Raw genomic sequence first — 14,461 nt, 5'->3', positions numbered from 1 at the left:
CCCACTACCCCCCCACCCGCTCTAAGCCTGTGTGTCGCGGCCGGCCTCCCCGGGGCCGCCCCCCCCCGCGGGCGTTGTGGGCGCGCGGGGGGGGCCCCCCCCCCACGGGGCGGGGGCCGGTGACGGGGGAGCGGCGGGAGCGAACGGGGGTCGCCCGGGTGCGTACCCCCGTGGGTAGCGGGCGGCCCGCGTAGGCTGACCGCACTCCGCGCGGCCCGGCGGGGCCCCACGGGAACACTCCCTTTCACACGGCGAACACCCGCGAGGGCGACCGGGGCGCGGGGGCGCGAAATGGGGCGGGATATCGGGAGTCGGATGCGCGGGTAGTGCGCTGTGCCCCAGGGTAGTGCTGTGGCGGTTGGTATCGCGGCGCGAGCGGAGGTGGCGGGCATTTTATTCGAACGAATAAGCGCTTACGCCTGCCCTCGTACAGGTGTACGTATCTGTTGCGTCGCTCGACTCACCGTGTGCTCCACGTACCCCCATGAGCTTCAGTGAAAGGCGAGCGAGAAATGGCGCAGCCATTTGAACTGCCGGATTTCTACATGCCGTATCCGGCACGGTTGAACCCACATGTCGAGACGGCCCGTGAGCATTCCAGCGCGTGGGCCCGGCAGATGGACATGTTGGAAGGCTCCGGGATCTGGGACCAGAGCGATCTGGACGCCCACGACTACGCCCTGCTGTGCGCCTACACCCATCCCGACACCTCGGCCGAAGCCCTTTCGCTGGTCACCGACTGGTATGTGTGGGTCTTCTTCTTCGACGACTACTTCCTGGAGAAGTTCAAGCGCACCCAGGACCGCGAGTCGGGCAAGACGCACCTGGCCCGGCTGCCCGCCTTCATGCCGATGGACCTGGCCGCACCGACGCCCGAGCCGGAGAACCCGGTCGAGGCCGGCCTCGCCGACCTGTGGCGCCGCACCGTCCCCAGCATGTCGCTGGAGTGGCGGGCCCGCTTCGCCGAGAGCACGGAGAACCTGCTCAACGAGTCGCTGTGGGAGCTGTCCAACATCAACGCGGACCGGGTCTCCAACCCGGTGGAGTACATCGAGATGCGCCGCAAGGTCGGCGGCGCGCCGTGGTCCTCGGGCCTGGTGGAGTACGCGGTGGGCGCCGAGGTCCCGGCGCGGGTCGCCGCCTCCCGCCCGCTGCGGGTGCTGCGCGACGCGTTCTCGGACGCCGTTCACCTGCGCAACGACCTCTTCTCGTACCAGCGGGAGATCGAGGAGGAGGGCGAACTCAGCAACGGCGTCCTGGTCCTGGAGCGCTTCCTGGGCTGCACCACGCAGGAGGCCGCCGACGCCGTCAACGACCTGCTCACCTCCCGGCTCCAGCAGTTCGAGAACACCGCCCTGCTCGAACTCCCGCCGCTCTTCGCCGACCAGGGGCTCACGCCCCAGGAGTGCGCGGAGGTCCTGCTCTACGTCAAGGGCCTCCAGGACTGGCAGTCCGGCGGCCACGAGTGGCACATGCGCTCCAGCCGCTACATGAACGGCGGCGGCGCCGACGCGCCCGCCGGCCTGACGCCGTGGGGGCCGTTCGCGCTCACCGGCCTCGGCACCCGCTCGGCCAATATCGCCTCGCTGGTCAACCTCACCGGGGCCAAGCGGCTGCGCTCGTACAGCCACGTGCCGCACACCAGGGTCGGCCCCTCCCGCATCCCCGACCTCGACCCGCCCTTCCCGCTCCAGCTCAGCCCGCACCTGGAGGGCTCGCGCCGGCACGTCATCGAGTGGTCGCACCGCATGGGCCTGCTGGAGGCCCAGCCGGGCGTGCCCCACTCGGACGTCTGGGACGAGCGCAAGCTCGCCGGCTTCGACTTCCCGCTGTGCTCGGCCGGCCTCGACCCGGACGCCACGCAGGAGGAGTTGGACCTCAGCTCCTGCTGGCTGACCTGGGGCACGTACGGCGACGACTACTACCCCGTCGTCTTCGGCGCCCCGCGCGACCTGGTCGGCGCCAAGGTGTGCACGGACCGCCTGGTGGCCTGCATGCCGCTGGACGGCTCGACCCCGCCGGAACCCGCCAACGCCCTCGAACGCGGCCTCATCGACCTGTGGCTGCGCACCGTCAGCTCGATGGAGGCCCCCGCCCGCCGCGCGTTCCGCACCGCGATCGAGGACATGATCCAGAGCTGGCTGTGGGAGCTGGACAACCAGGCCCACCACCGCGTCCCCGACCCCATCGACTACATCGAGATGCGGCGCAAGACCTTCGGCTCCGACCTGACCATGAGCCTGTGCCGGCTGCGACACAGCCAGCAGGTCCCACCGGAGATCTACCAGAGCGGCCCGATGCGCTCGCTGGAGAGCTCCGTCTCCGACTACGCCACGCTGATCAACGACGTCTTCTCGTACCAGAAGGAGATCGAGTACGAGGGCGAGATCCACAACGGCGTACTGGTCGTGCAGAACTTCTTCGGCGTCGACTACGAGACCGGCCTACGCCTCGTGCACGACCTGATGGAAGCGCGGCTGAGTCAGTTCCAACACGTGGCCCAGCACGAACTGCCCGTCCTCTACGACGACTTCGAGCTCTCCGACGTGGCGCGCGAGGAGCTGAACACGTACGTGCGCGAGCTGGAGGACTGGGTGGCGGGCATCCTCCACTGGCACCGCGAGTGCGCCCGCTACAAGGAGTCCGACCTGCGCCGCAACTTCGCCCCCCAGTCGGGTTGGCCCGCGACCGGCCCGACAGGACTCGGCACGACGGGCCTCCGGCTGCGGTTGCCCGCGCCGGCGGCTGCGGGTGCGGGTGCGGGTGCGCCCGTGGCCGGTCCGCCGGTGGTGCCCGCGCCTGTGCCGGCGGCTGGGCCCGCCTCCGTCCCGGGGGGTTCGGCCGGACCGGAGGGTGCGCCGGTGTGGGCGGGCTTGCCCGGGCCTGCGGGCTTGGCCGGGTTGGTGGGCTTGCCCGGGCCTGCGGGCTTGGCTGGGTTGGGTGACCTGTCCGGGTTGGCTGGGGTGCCTGGGTTGTCCGGGCTGGCGGCCGGGGCCGGGTTGGCGGGTTCGGCCGGGGCGGTGCCGGCGGCCGGGGTCGGGTTGGCGCCGGGGGCGGAACCCGGCCCGGCGCCGGAGTCGCCGCCCGTGTCGCTGCCGTCGCCCCGGGGCCTGCCCGTGGGGTGGCCCGTGCCGGCGGCCTCCTGAGCCGAGGGGCGCGACCGCGCACGCGACGGATCGCCGGCGCGTCGTCCCGGGCCGTGGCGTACGCGGGGCCGGGGGGCGTTCGGGACGCGGCTCGCGCCGCGTCCCGGGGCTGGCGTCCCTGCTGGGACGGGGGTCGGGGGTAGCGCCGGAGTCGGCGCCCGCGTCGGATTCGCTGCCTGTGTCGCTACCGCTGCCGGCAGGGTTGCCGGTGGGGTTGCCTGTGCCGGCGGCGTCCTGACACGAGTGGCGCGCGTGAGTACGTGACGGCCTGTCGGCCGGCTGCCCCGGGTGTGTGGCGTACGCGGGCCAGGGTTGCGCTCGGGACGCGTCCCGCGCCGCGCCCCGGGGCCCGCGTACGCGGTGGGTCGTCGCCCTGACCGGGTGCCCCGCGCGGCGGGTGCGTGCGGCGTACTCCGCCGCCTGACGTGCTGTTCGCGTCGCGGGTGAGTGTGCGCTGGTTGCTGGTCGCTGGTTGCTGGTTGCTGGTGTGGCTGGTTGGGTGGCCTGCGCACGTGGGTGGGGGCGTACGGCTGGCTGGCCGCTTGCCTGTGGGTGAGTGCGGTGTTGGTCGCTGGTCCGGCTGGTTGGGTGACCTGCGCGTGCGTGGGTGGCGGTTGTCTGGCTGGTCGCTCGCTTGTGGGTGAGTGCGGCGGTGGTCGCTGGTGCGGCTGGTTCGCTGTTCCGCGCGTACGTGGGTTGTGGCCCCCCGTCTGGCTGGTCGCGTTGTGGTCGTAGGTGAGTGCGTGGTGGCCACCGGCTCGTGTGGTGCGGTGCCTTGGCGTCGTGCCGGGGGCCGGTGGCCCTGGTCCGTGGCTGCTCGTACCGGTTCGTGGCCGGGCAGTCGGGGCCCCCGCCTCGGGCCATCTGGTGACGGGCGACGGCGTCCGATCCCCGCACGGGCGGGGCTGACCCCTGGTGACCGTGGGCGTGGGCGACGACGGTGCCTCGGTCCCCGCGCGAGCGGGGGTAGCGGCAGATCGGGAGGAGCGGCCCGATGCCGACGTCCCCGGTCCCCGCGTGAGCGGGGGTGGCCCCACGGACCTGATCCCCGAGGACCGACAGGAGAACGCGCCCCGCACGGGCGGGGCTGACCCCTTCGAAGGCGAGTTCCGACGCGCCGGCGACGTCCCGTCCCCGCCCGGGGATGGCCCGAGCAGCGGGTAGAGCCGCGACGTGCGGATCACGTGGTCCCCGCGACGGCGGGGCTGACCCCGGCTGGCACCCCCACACGCACGCCCCGGTGCGTTGTTCCCCGCACACGCGGGGCTGGCTCCGCCACGCGCCCCACCGCGCCTCCGGGCCGTCTCGTTCCCCCGAGCGAGGGGGATGGCCCCGGCATCGACATCGCGAGGTCGCGAGCCATCAGACGCTCCCCGCCCCGGCGGGGCTGACCCCAACTGCGGCGGCACGTGCGTCCGCGCGGGCCAGTGGCACCCGTCGCCACGGATGTGCCATACGCGACCCCGGGCTGTCCGCGACCCGCCCGCCGAGCAAGCACCCACCCCAACTCCCGCGAGGCGAGCGGCGATAGCCTCGTACGAGGCAGGCCGTGAGCGGGGGAGGGGGGCGACATGGGCTCTTTGTCGAACTTGAGCGATAGGTCGCGATCGGTGGAAGTTGCAGATTTCCGGGGTCCGGCCCGATAAACCCGCAGGTCATTTAGTCTGCTCCCCGCGCACGCGGGGATGGACCCTGGCTGCCGCACAGCAGGTAGTGCGAGGCCAGCTGCTCCCCGCGCACGCGGGGATGGACCCTTCCGGACCGCGCTGACCGCAAGTGAGGCGACCTGCTCCCCGCGCACGCGGGGATGGACCCGCGATCCCTTCGGCGGCCTGGAGTTCGGACGTCTGCTCCCCGCGCCCGCGGGGCTGGGATCGACGTGCCGGCTGCGAGTCCGCCTGTCACCCATGCGCGGCCCACCTCGGGAAGCTTTGATGAGGCGCCGAGTGGCGCCGCTCGGTGTTCTGGCCGTCCGCCGCCCGGGCGCGAAGTCCGCGCGAAAACCCGTTGGCGGGCGGTGGCGTGCGCTGTTACGTTTCCCGCGGCCGTGCGAGGAGTTGAGGAGGTGGTATCCGTGAACGCAGTATCGACATGGGTGCTTCCCTCCGGGGTCACGGTCGGGCGATAGGTCGTCCGGGAGCGCCGTTCACGAGCTCTCCCGAAAGGCACGACCATGCATTTCACTTCCGAGCAGCGCCGCGATGATGGCGTACTCGAACGCGAATTCACGCTTGGCGACATTCCCGGCTCCCTGTGGACGCCCGAATCCGCCTCCGATTCCGCGCCGGTTCCGTTGGTGTTGATGGCGCACAACAACGGCTTGCCCAAGGCGCAACCCCGGCTCGTGGCCCGAGCCCGGCATACGGCGGCGCAGGGCTACGCCGTGGCCACCATCGACGCCGCCGGGTGTGGCGACCGGCCTCGTTCGGCCGCCGAGGAGCAGGTTCGCACCGACCTGCGGCGGGCGATGCGGGCCGGCGAGCCAACGGACGAGATCTTCGAGTCCCTCGTCGGCCCGATGGTCGAAAAAGCGGTTCCGGAATGGCGTACCACTCTGGACGCCGTCCTCTCGCTTCCCGAAATCGCGGGCCCAGTGGGGTACTCAGGTTGGACCGCCCTCGGAATTCGCCTGGCGGTGACCGATCCGCGTATCGCCGCTGCCGGATTCTTCGCTGGCGGATACGTGCCGCACACCCAGCGCGCGGAGGCCCGTCAACTCACCATCCCCCTGCTGTTCCTGTTGCAGTGGGACGACGAGGGAAATCCCCGGCAACGGGCCCTGGATCTCTTCGATGCCTTCGGCAGCAAAGAGAAGACGCTCCACGCCAACCTGGGCGGCCACACCGGCACCCCGTGGTTCGAGGTGGAGGACGGCGGCCGGTTCTACGACCGACACCTGAAGTAGCGCCTCACCGCCAGACCGGTAGCGGACGGCAGGGTGTGACAGCAGCCCAACGAGGAACAACCCCGCATTCGTAGGCCCACGGTGCTGCGGGCCCCGCCAGCCAGCAGGGGCCCGCAGCGCCCGAAGCCATGCCGCGGTGCGTCTCTGCCGCGTCGGTTCTCCGAGAAGGGTTGACCGCTTCGCGCCTGAGCCTGGGTCCGGGGCTGGGTCAGCGTAAGCGCCTCGACAGGCGCTCACCTGTTGCCACGACGCGACCGAACCCGGCCAGCGGACGTGGGTATGTCCCGTCGTTTCGAGCCTCGGCTCCAGCTCGCGCGCGCCCCTGGGTACCTTTGGGACGAGCGTTAGTGGGGTGGCCTGGTGATGGGGGCGCTGTGGGCGCTTTGTCGAACTTGGGTGTTAGGTCGCGATCGATGGAAGTTGCAAAATACCGGGGTTGCGCCGGGTAAACCCCCAGGTCATTTACTCTGCTCCCCGCGCACGCGGGGATGGACCCAGCAGGACCGCCAGGCTGGCCCCGTCGCGGAGCTGCTCCCCGCGCACGCGGGGATGGACCCGACCCCCTGGTGCACGTGCAGCTCGGCCCCGCCTGCTCCCCGCGCACGCGGGGATGGACCTCCATTCAAGGCCAAATCGGTTCAGATGCCGAACTGCTCCCCGCGCACGCGGGGATGGACCGCCACCACGATCAGCACGGCGCCGATGGGCGCGCTGCTCCCCGCGCACGCGGGGATGGACCCGAGACCGCCGTGGCCATCCCGACTGCCGCCACCTGCTCCCCGCGCACGCGGGGATGGACCCGCCGCGAAGGTGCTGAAGGCCGCCGCGACGGCCTGCTCCCCGCGCACGCGGGGATGGACCCCATCTATGGCCGACTTTCAGCGCGTTCATCAGCTGCTCCCCGCGCACGCGGGGATGGACCCTGCGGGCACGCATGCCCACCCAGGGCGAAGTCCTGCTCCCCGCGCACGCGGGGATGGACCACAGGCCGTCGGCCACGAGTTGGCGCATCATGCCTGCTCCCCGCGCACGCGGGGATGGACCCCCCTCGCCGAGCGCACTCGGGACCTGTACGCCCTGCTCCCCGCGCACGCGGGGATGGACCCCGCTCGGGGCAAGAAGGGCATCCTGTGGTCCTCTGCTCCCCGCGCACGCGGGGATGGACCCTCGGTGATGGCCGCTGGCGACAACGCGCCTTCCTGCTCCCCGCGCACGCGGGGATGGACCCGCCGGGGTCTTCAGCGGGGAGCGCGTGGCGACCTGCTCCCCGCGCACGCGGGGATGGACCCGCCACCGCCGACCTGACCTGACCGCGGCCCGACTGCTCCCCGCGCACGCGGGGATGGACCTCAGCATCCGCGCCGGGGTCCCCCTCGGCTGGACTGCTCCCCGCGCACGCGGGGATGGAGAGACCTTACAGGTCACGGTCATGTCGCCGGCCGACTGCTCCCCGCGCACGCGGGGATGGACCTGGCACACGGTGGAGTTCCACCTGGATCGGGTCCTGCTCCCCGCGCACGCGGGGATGGACCCGCCCGGCGCCGGCCCCCGCCGAGCTGCCGGTGCTGCTCCCCGCGCACGCGGGGATGGACCCGCCCCCACCCCCGGCACCCCGCAGCCCGGCCCCTGCTCCCCGCGCACGCGGGGATGGACCCGGAGTCGAGGCAGGGTCGGGCCGGAGCGAAGCCGTACGGCGTGGCGCTCACCGGGCGTACATTGCGAGTGTCCGTACGCAATGGGGAGTCAGCATGCCCGACGACAAGGACAAGCACGCGGGGACCCGTATCCGCGAGATTCGGCTCATACGCGACTACACGCTGGCCGAGCTCAGCCAGCGGTCGCACGTCTCCACAAGTCAGCTCTCTCGTGTGGAAACGGGAGAGCAGCCACCCAGCCCGTCTGTCCTGGCCGCCGTGGCGCGCGCCCTCGGGGTCACCCTCTCGGTGCTGCACGGGCAGCCGTACGTCCACATGTTGCAGAAGGACCAACTCGATCGGCTGCTCGCGCCGATCAGCAGCGCCCTCGACGCGTGGGACATCCCGCCGGACGATGACATGCCGCAGGAAGCCCTTGACGAGGTGGCCGGGCGGGTGTCGGCGGTCTCACGACTGCGATCAAAGGGAGAGTTCGCGCAGGTCGCCGAGAGGTTGCCCGACGCCATCGCGGCGACCGCGCTCGCCGTGCAAGCGCACACCGCGCCCGGTGCGGCACGGGAACGGGCGTACTACCTCCAGGCAGAAGTGGCCCGTTCCACCGCGATCCTCGCGTACCGGCTCGGATACATGGACCTCGCCCGCCTCGCTCTGGCCCGGATGGCCGCCGCCGCGCCCCACTCCGGCGACCCGCGCCAGGTAGCCGTCGAACGGTACGAACGGGCCATGATCACGCATGCGGAAACCTCGCGCCCCGACCGGGGTGTCGCGCTGGTGAAGCGGGCCCTACATGACCTGGCGGATGACGGCGACCCACACACCTCGGCCGTACGCGGCACCCTGTTGCTGCGGGCTTCCGCTCTGTCGGCGGTGCAGCGACAGCACGAGGCGGCGGACGACTGGTTGGAGCAGGCGGCAGAGGTGGTGGCCGCCGGTGAGCGAGCGGACGCCGAGGGGAAACCGCCTGGCAGCCGCTACGCCCTGGCCTTTGGTGAACTGAACGTGTCCCTGGGGCGGTTGGATGTCGCGATGCTTCAGGACGACCATGAGACGGCCGTACGGGTCGCCACGCAGGTGCGACTGCCGCAGGCGTACCAGCCCACCAGGGTCGCGGGATTCCTGATTCGCAAGGCCAGCGCGGAGGCGTGGACGGCCCGACATGACGCGTCACTGGAATCCCTCGTCCAAGCCCGTGACGTCGCACCTCAGTTGACGCGCTACCACCCGGATGTGCACCAGACGGTCGGCACCCTTCTGCGCGCACGGCAGCGCGCCACCGACCCGCTGCGACGGTTCGCGGAGTGGAGCGGCGTGTAGTTCTTCGCTGACGTGTAGTCAAGGATTTCTCGTCCCCAGTTTGGGGACGGTGGGGCTTTGCCGGGCGGGCAGATTCGTGACTGTCGGTATGTCGTCCGTTACGGAGTCGTCTCGTGTCGATCGAAGTCGAGAACCCCTTGTCCTGGCCCTACGGCTGGGTGCCGTCCGGAGGTGGGGTGCGGTGGACTCGGGTGGGTGAACTGGGCTGGCACGCGGTGGCGATGCCTGACTACCTCGGCAACCGGGTGTTGGCCGCGCTCGGGGAGGCCGGCGGGGCGGTGATCGAGGAGGACGTTCCGGCGCGGCTGGTGTGGTTGGTCGAGCCCAAGGACCCGGTCGCTCGGAGCCTGCACGGGCGGTGGGGGATCACGGTGGTGGGCGATGACGGGTCGTACCTGTTCGTGCCGGGAACGGCTCGGGCCCGTCTGGTCTGGTGGCGGGTTCCGCCGGAGCCGGGGCGGTTGTTGACCGACGCGGACCAGTTGGCACGGGCGGTCGCCTGGGTACGGGCGGGGGCGGGGGCGTGAACGAGTGCGGCTGGGCGCCACCTTCGTGTGGCGAGGTGGTGTTGTGGGAGGCCGGGCGGCGTTGGGACGCGGTGCGGACGACGGCCACGGTGGCCCGGTGGGCGTTCGAGATGCTGGACGTGAGCGAGAGCTGCGCCGCGATCATCGACCCGTACGCCGCCACCACGTACTGGCTCCTGCCGGCGGGCCAGGCGGCCGAGTCGCCGCACTGGGACCGCCTGGGGCGGCATGTCGCCGTGCTGGGCCCCGGGCCCGGGACCCACTACGTCGGGATTCCCTCCCCGCATCGCCGTAGTGGCCCGGGGGTGCACTGGCGGTTGCCAGTCGGTTGGTCGGGCCGCTACCTGGCCCAGCCGTACTACCTGGGTGCGGTCCTGGCCTCGGCCGTACGCTTCGCCCACGGCCCGCAGGCCCTCACCCCCGCCTGCCCCGTCTGCGCCGACGAGCCGCCCCGTACGACCCCGCTGCCGCCCCACGGCGAACCCGGGATCTGTCGCGCGGAGGCCGGCCTGGGGTCCGAGCACCCGGGCCGCTCTTACCGCTCGTGCTTGAGGAGGGCGGCCGAGTGAGCCGCAGTCACCATCGCTACGTCGAAATGAACCTGGGGCCTGACCCGGGGGCCCGCGCGTACGCCGTTCGCGCCACGTGTGCGACCTGCGCGGAACGCTCCCCGGAACCCGAGCCCTCGGAGTCGATCACCGGCCAACACCACCAGGCCCAACGCTGGTGCACCGCCCACGCCGCCCGCGACCACCCCGACGGCCGCCACGTGCGCTACGCCGCGACGGTCACTCTGCGGTGGTTGATCACCCCAGCTGAGGACATCGGACCGATCGCACCCTGAGCGGGTGAGGGGTGGGAGTGGGATGAGGTCAGGTCGGGCCGGTTGGGGGTGGGGTGGATTGGGGGGCTCGGCGCTAGGCTGAGCTGCCTGTCTGACTGGGGGGCGCTGTGGGTGATTCGCCCTGCTTGAGTGATAGGTCGCGATCGGTGGAAGTTGCAGAAAACGGGGGCTGCGGCGGGTAAACCCGCAGGTCAACTGCTCTGCTCCCCGCGCACGCGGGGATGGACCCCCCACCGGTCGCACCCGGTCGCACGCCCGTCCCTGCTCCCCGCGCACGCGGGGATGGACCCGCGGTGTAGGTGGCACCCAGAGCGCCAGCGGTCTGCTCCCCGCGCACGCGGGGATGGACCCTGCTCGGCGGTGAGGTGCGGGTCGAGGACGGTCTGCTCCCCGCGCACGCGGGGATGGACCCCGATCAAGCCGTGCACCGGCCTGGTCGGCTACACTGCTCCCCGCGCACGCGGGGATGGACCTCCCGGGGAGTGGCTGGGGAGTAGAAGGCGCTGCTGCTCCCCGCGCACGCGGGGATGGACCCGACGCCAACCGCCAACGTAACCGGCCATCGAACTGCTCCCCGCGCACGCGGGGATGGACCCCCGACACGACGCCACCCAGCCCCGGCCGCACGCTGCTCCCCGCGCACGCGGGAATGGACCCTCCGGAGATGAGGGTGACAGGGTCGAGGGGTCTGCTCCCCGCGCACGCGGGGATGGACCCGGGTTCCCGGGCGCGGCGCTCGTCGGGAAAGACTGCTCCCCGCGCCCGCGGGGTTGGCCCCGCACAACGCGTGGCGGGTGCGGGGCGCCACCCTGCCCGCTGAACGCCCGCCACCGGGCTCACCCCCGGAGGCCCCCGCTCGGCCTCGGCGCGGTTGGCGTCTCTGGGGCGCTCGCCGACCCGCCAGGGGTCACCACACCCCCGCCCACACCCCCCGCTCGGGGCCGTCGGCCGACAGTGTCGTCTGCCAGGCGGAGTCGAGGCGTTGGACGGTGGGGTGGGCGGGGGTGTAGGGCGGCCAGCCCGGCGTGCCGGTGGTGATGAAGGAGAGCCAGGCCGCGTGGGTGCGGCGGGTCAGGGTGCGGGTCTCCTCGGTGTCGGGGGCGAAGCCCAGCGCGGGGAGGTGGGCGCGGGTCAGGGTGGCGAACGCGAAGGGGAGGTCGAGGCCGTGGCAGGCGCCGAGGCGGCCCTTGTGGCCGGGGGAGCGCCAGGCGAACTCGTACCGCCAGGTACTCGCCGGGCGTCGGGCGTGGGCGTCGGCGAGATGGATGGTGGGGACGGCGAACAGGTAGTCCGTGCCGATGGCGGAGAAGAGTTCGGTGGGGGTGGCGCCGCGGCCGGCGGTCTCGTACGCGGCGATGACGCGCGCCGGGTCGGGGTGCAGCCGGGCGACGTGTGACGACAGTGAATCCCAGGTCAGCGGCGGAGTGTCGCGGGTGAACAGGAACAGGTTGACCTCGTCGGTCGTATGGCCCAGCAGCAGGTCGAGCTCGCCCGCCGCGCCCGCGCACAACTCTTCGGCGGACTGGTCGCGCACCAACTCGCCGTCGGCGACCAGGCCGAGCGGCGTCAGACCCATCAGCGGGTCGCGTACGCCGTCCACGACCAGGTTCGGCGCCGCCGCCGCGACCCGTGTCAGGGCGTCGACCAGGGCGCGGTCGGGCAGGGGCGCGAACGCGGCAGCCGTGGGCGCCACGCCGAGCTCCTCGGCGAGCGCCGCTGTCACCAGGCTGGCCTGGGCTGGGGTGAGGAAGCGCGCGCCGCTGCCGCTCGCGCTGATCGCCCGCCGGAACAGCCCACGCGGTGCCGCGGCCAGCAGCGCGCTGACGCTGCTGGCGCCCGCCGACTCGCCGAACACCGTCACCCGGTCCGGGTCCCCGCCGAAGGCGGCCACGTTCTCGCGCACCCAGCGCAGCCCGGCGAGTTGGTCGAGCAACCCACGGTTGGCCGGCGCGTCGGGCAGGTACGCGTAACCAGCCACCCCCACGCGGAAGTTGAGGCCCACCTGTACGACGCCGTCGGCGGCGAAGCGCGTGCCGTCGTACAGGTCGGTGGCGGCCCGTCCGCCGACGTACGCCCCGCCGTGCAGGTACACCAGCACCGGCAGCCGCGCGCCGGGTTCGGGGGACGGCGTCCAGACGGTGGCGGTCAGGTACTCCGCGCCAGGCAACCAGCCCTCGCCCATCAGGTCCTGGAGCGGCGTCTGGCCGGGCTCGCCGGCCTGCGGGGCGCTCGGGCCGGGCTGGCGCGCGTCCCACTCGCCGTGCCAGGTGGCCACCTCGGGCGGCGCGAACCGTCCCGCGCCGGTCGGCCCCGCCGCGTACGGAATGCCGGCGAAGACCGCCACCCCCTCCCGGACCCGCCCCCGGACGGTCCCCCTGGCGACCCGGACGATCGGTTCCACAGCCATGGCCTCTCCTTGGGGGCGCGGAGCGCAGCGCGGGTGTGGCGATCCACCCGCCCGCCCGAACCTACGCGCCCCGACCCACGAGGCGATAAGTCCCTTACGAGACAAGCGGGTTGATGTCGATGAGCGCCAAGTGTCCTGAGTTGGCCGGTGTGTTGCGGGGACACGCCAGTGTCGGGGCGGCGGCCGTGTGGGGCGCGGATCTGCTGCCGGCCTACGTGCTGGGCCGGGCCAAGCAGGGCTTTCCGAGTCCGTTGAGTGCGTGGCTACGCGGTGACCTGGGGCGACGGCTTCGTGCGGAGGCGACCTGGGCGGTCGCCGACGGTTGGGACGTGCGGCGGGAGAACGCGCTGTGGGTCGCCCACCGGGACGGTCGCGGGGACTGGGGGCAGCAGCTCTGGCGGTTGGCGGTCGCCCGGTCGTGGTGGCGGGGGATCGCCGCGCCACGGGGAGTCGCCCGCGCGGTCGCGCGTGAACCGGAGGGTGTGGGCGACGGGCCAGGGTGAACCACGGGTGCGGCCGTCTCCCCGGTGGTGGCGGGTTCCGCCTTCTCGGCGGTGGCGGATTCCGCTTCCCCGACGATTGACGAATTCGGTCGAATTCGTGGTGGCAAGGGTGCCGGGCGGGGAATTACTACGGAATTCTCAGGATTTCGGCCTGCCGCCGATGAGTACCGTGGCGGGGTGGCCGTTGACCAGAATGGAATGGGAGGCGTTGATCTCGAACGACGCGCCCTGAAGGCTGCTTGCCATGAGCTCCGCCGTCCTGCGCGAACACAGGACGACGAAGTCGCCGTGGCGGGAATGCAGTACGCGGTCGAAACTCTTCGCCATGGCTTTCGTGAAATCCGCGTAGGGCATCTCCAGCTCTTCGTGCTCGCCCCACGGCGGGTCCGTGACGATCACGTCGACGCCACCGTCGGGCACCGACGGCAGGGTGAGCGCGTCCTCGGACAGGAAGCCGACCCGTGGGTCCGTGGCCATGTCGTGGGGGAAATCCGGCTGGAAGGAGCGCAGGTCGCGGTCGGAGTACCAGACCTCGTGAGCCGGGAAGTCGAGGCGGGCCTGCACGAAGGAGCCGCTCCCCGCGAAGGGGTCGAGGAAGATGTCCTTCGGGTGCGGGCGGGAGGCGTGCACCAGCATGGCGGAGAGCTCGTAGGAGATGGCGCCACGCGCCTTGGCCGGGCGCTTGGCCTTCGGCAGCCGCATGCACAGGAGGAGGTCATCCATGTCGACGCGACCGATCACCCAGTACTCCTGGCACAGGCCGCGAGGCTCGACCCGCGCCCGAGTCCGTCCGGCGATCGCCCTTTCAAGGGCGCTCTTGGCGCCGTGGCCGACGGGGGCGAGCTCCCCGTCGATGTGGATCATCGTCCGGAAGCCGTTGTCCTTCGGGGACGGCGTCGGGAAGCGCACCTTGCTCGCGGAGCGACTGAGCTGCTCGACGCCCCGGTCGAGATCTCCCCGGGCGGTGCTGGTCAGTACGATAAAAGAGTTCTTCGCGAAAGGAAGTGCGGCGATCTCCTCCGCGGCGGCCTCCGAATCGAAGATCACGGCGCTGTCATCGCGATAGAGGACGTCGATGTCCCGGATTTGATTGGAGATCGCGTCGATAAGCAGCTCGCTGGTTCCCGCCGCATATTGCATGAAGTAGCGCACTTTCACAG

General features: G+C 72.0%; 9 protein-coding genes and 2 CRISPR repeat arrays. Of the genes, 7 read left to right on the top strand and 2 right to left on the bottom strand.

Features of this window, described 5'->3' with window-relative positions; genetic code table 11:
* The first annotated feature begins 512 nt into the window (after positions 1-512).
* From ACFVFR_RS16115 to ACFVFR_RS16090, 6 genes are all read left to right on the top strand, one after another.
* Positions 513-3,146: a germacradienol/geosmin synthase gene (locus tag ACFVFR_RS16115; RefSeq protein ID WP_383701861.1), complete on the top strand. Its 2,634-nt coding sequence runs from the start codon at positions 513-515 to the stop codon at positions 3,144-3,146.
* Between the two features lie 2,173 nt (positions 3,147-5,319).
* Positions 5,320-6,051: a dienelactone hydrolase family protein gene (locus ACFVFR_RS16110; protein ID WP_383701859.1), complete on the top strand. Its 732-nt coding sequence runs from the start codon at positions 5,320-5,322 to the stop codon at positions 6,049-6,051.
* Positions 6,052-6,518: 467 nt separating this feature from the next.
* Positions 6,519-7,705: a CRISPR direct-repeat array (repeat unit 28 nt; unit sequence CTGCTCCCCGCGCACGCGGGGATGGACC).
* 94 nt (positions 7,706-7,799) lie between these two features.
* The gene (locus tag ACFVFR_RS16105; RefSeq protein ID WP_383701857.1) at positions 7,800-9,020 is read left to right on the top strand and encodes a helix-turn-helix domain-containing protein; all 1,221 of its coding nucleotides are present in this window, start codon (positions 7,800-7,802) and stop codon (positions 9,018-9,020) included.
* Between the two features lie 113 nt (positions 9,021-9,133).
* Positions 9,134-9,547 carry a hypothetical protein gene (locus ACFVFR_RS16100; protein WP_383701855.1) on the top strand — a complete coding sequence of 138 codons (414 nt, stop codon included), beginning with the start codon at positions 9,134-9,136 and terminating at the stop codon, positions 9,545-9,547.
* 35 nt (positions 9,548-9,582) lie between these two features.
* Positions 9,583-10,116 (top strand): hypothetical protein, encoded by a 534-nt coding sequence (locus ACFVFR_RS16095; RefSeq protein ID WP_383701853.1) that lies wholly within the window; start codon positions 9,583-9,585, stop codon positions 10,114-10,116.
* Positions 10,113-10,391, top strand: a complete 279-nt coding sequence (locus tag ACFVFR_RS16090; RefSeq protein WP_383701851.1) for a hypothetical protein — start codon at positions 10,113-10,115, stop codon at positions 10,389-10,391. The genes ACFVFR_RS16095 and ACFVFR_RS16090 overlap by 4 nt, the downstream gene beginning before the upstream one ends.
* Before the next feature lie 200 nt (positions 10,392-10,591).
* A CRISPR array of direct repeats spans positions 10,592-11,169; the repeat unit is 29 nt; unit sequence CTGCTCCCCGCGCACGCGGGGATGGACCC.
* A 129-nt stretch (positions 11,170-11,298) separates the two neighbouring features.
* Here ACFVFR_RS16090 and ACFVFR_RS16085 read toward each other — a convergent pair.
* On the bottom strand, positions 11,299-12,798 hold the full coding sequence (locus ACFVFR_RS16085) for a carboxylesterase/lipase family protein (protein WP_383701849.1): 1,500 nt from the start codon (positions 12,796-12,798) through the stop codon (positions 11,299-11,301).
* A 113-nt stretch (positions 12,799-12,911) separates the two neighbouring features.
* On the opposite strand from ACFVFR_RS16085, the gene ACFVFR_RS16080 reads away from it, so the two are divergent.
* Complete coding sequence (locus ACFVFR_RS16080) at positions 12,912-13,301, top strand: asparagine synthase-related protein (RefSeq protein ID WP_383701847.1); 390 nt, start codon at positions 12,912-12,914, stop codon at positions 13,299-13,301.
* Positions 13,302-13,439: 138 nt separating this feature from the next.
* Here ACFVFR_RS16080 and ACFVFR_RS16075 read toward each other — a convergent pair whose 3' ends face one another.
* The gene (locus ACFVFR_RS16075) at positions 13,440-14,453 is read right to left on the bottom strand and encodes a hypothetical protein (RefSeq protein WP_383701845.1); all 1,014 of its coding nucleotides are present in this window, start codon (positions 14,451-14,453) and stop codon (positions 13,440-13,442) included.
* Positions 14,454-14,461: the final 8 nt, after the last annotated feature.

It is taken from the genome of Streptomyces sp. NPDC057702, assembly GCF_042799315.1.
Lineage (GTDB): Bacteria > Actinomycetota > Actinomycetes > Streptomycetales > Streptomycetaceae > Streptomyces.
Note: the sequence above shows the minus strand (reverse complement) of the source record. Positions and strands in the feature narration are given on the sequence as shown.

Excerpts from the sequence above, each read along its gene's own strand:
- ACFVFR_RS16080 (WP_383701847.1), top strand. The coding sequence starts at position 12,912 with ATGTCGATGAGCGCCAAGTGTCCTGAGTTGGCCGGTGTGTTGCGGGGA.
- ACFVFR_RS16115 (WP_383701861.1), top strand. The coding sequence starts at position 513 with ATGGCGCAGCCATTTGAACTGCCGGATTTCTACATGCCGTATCCGGCA.
- ACFVFR_RS16085 (WP_383701849.1), bottom strand. The coding sequence starts at position 12,798 with ATGGCTGTGGAACCGATCGTCCGGGTCGCCAGGGGGACCGTCCGGGGG.
- ACFVFR_RS16110 (WP_383701859.1), top strand. The coding sequence starts at position 5,320 with ATGCATTTCACTTCCGAGCAGCGCCGCGATGATGGCGTACTCGAACGC.
- ACFVFR_RS16105 (WP_383701857.1), top strand. The coding sequence starts at position 7,800 with ATGCCCGACGACAAGGACAAGCACGCGGGGACCCGTATCCGCGAGATT.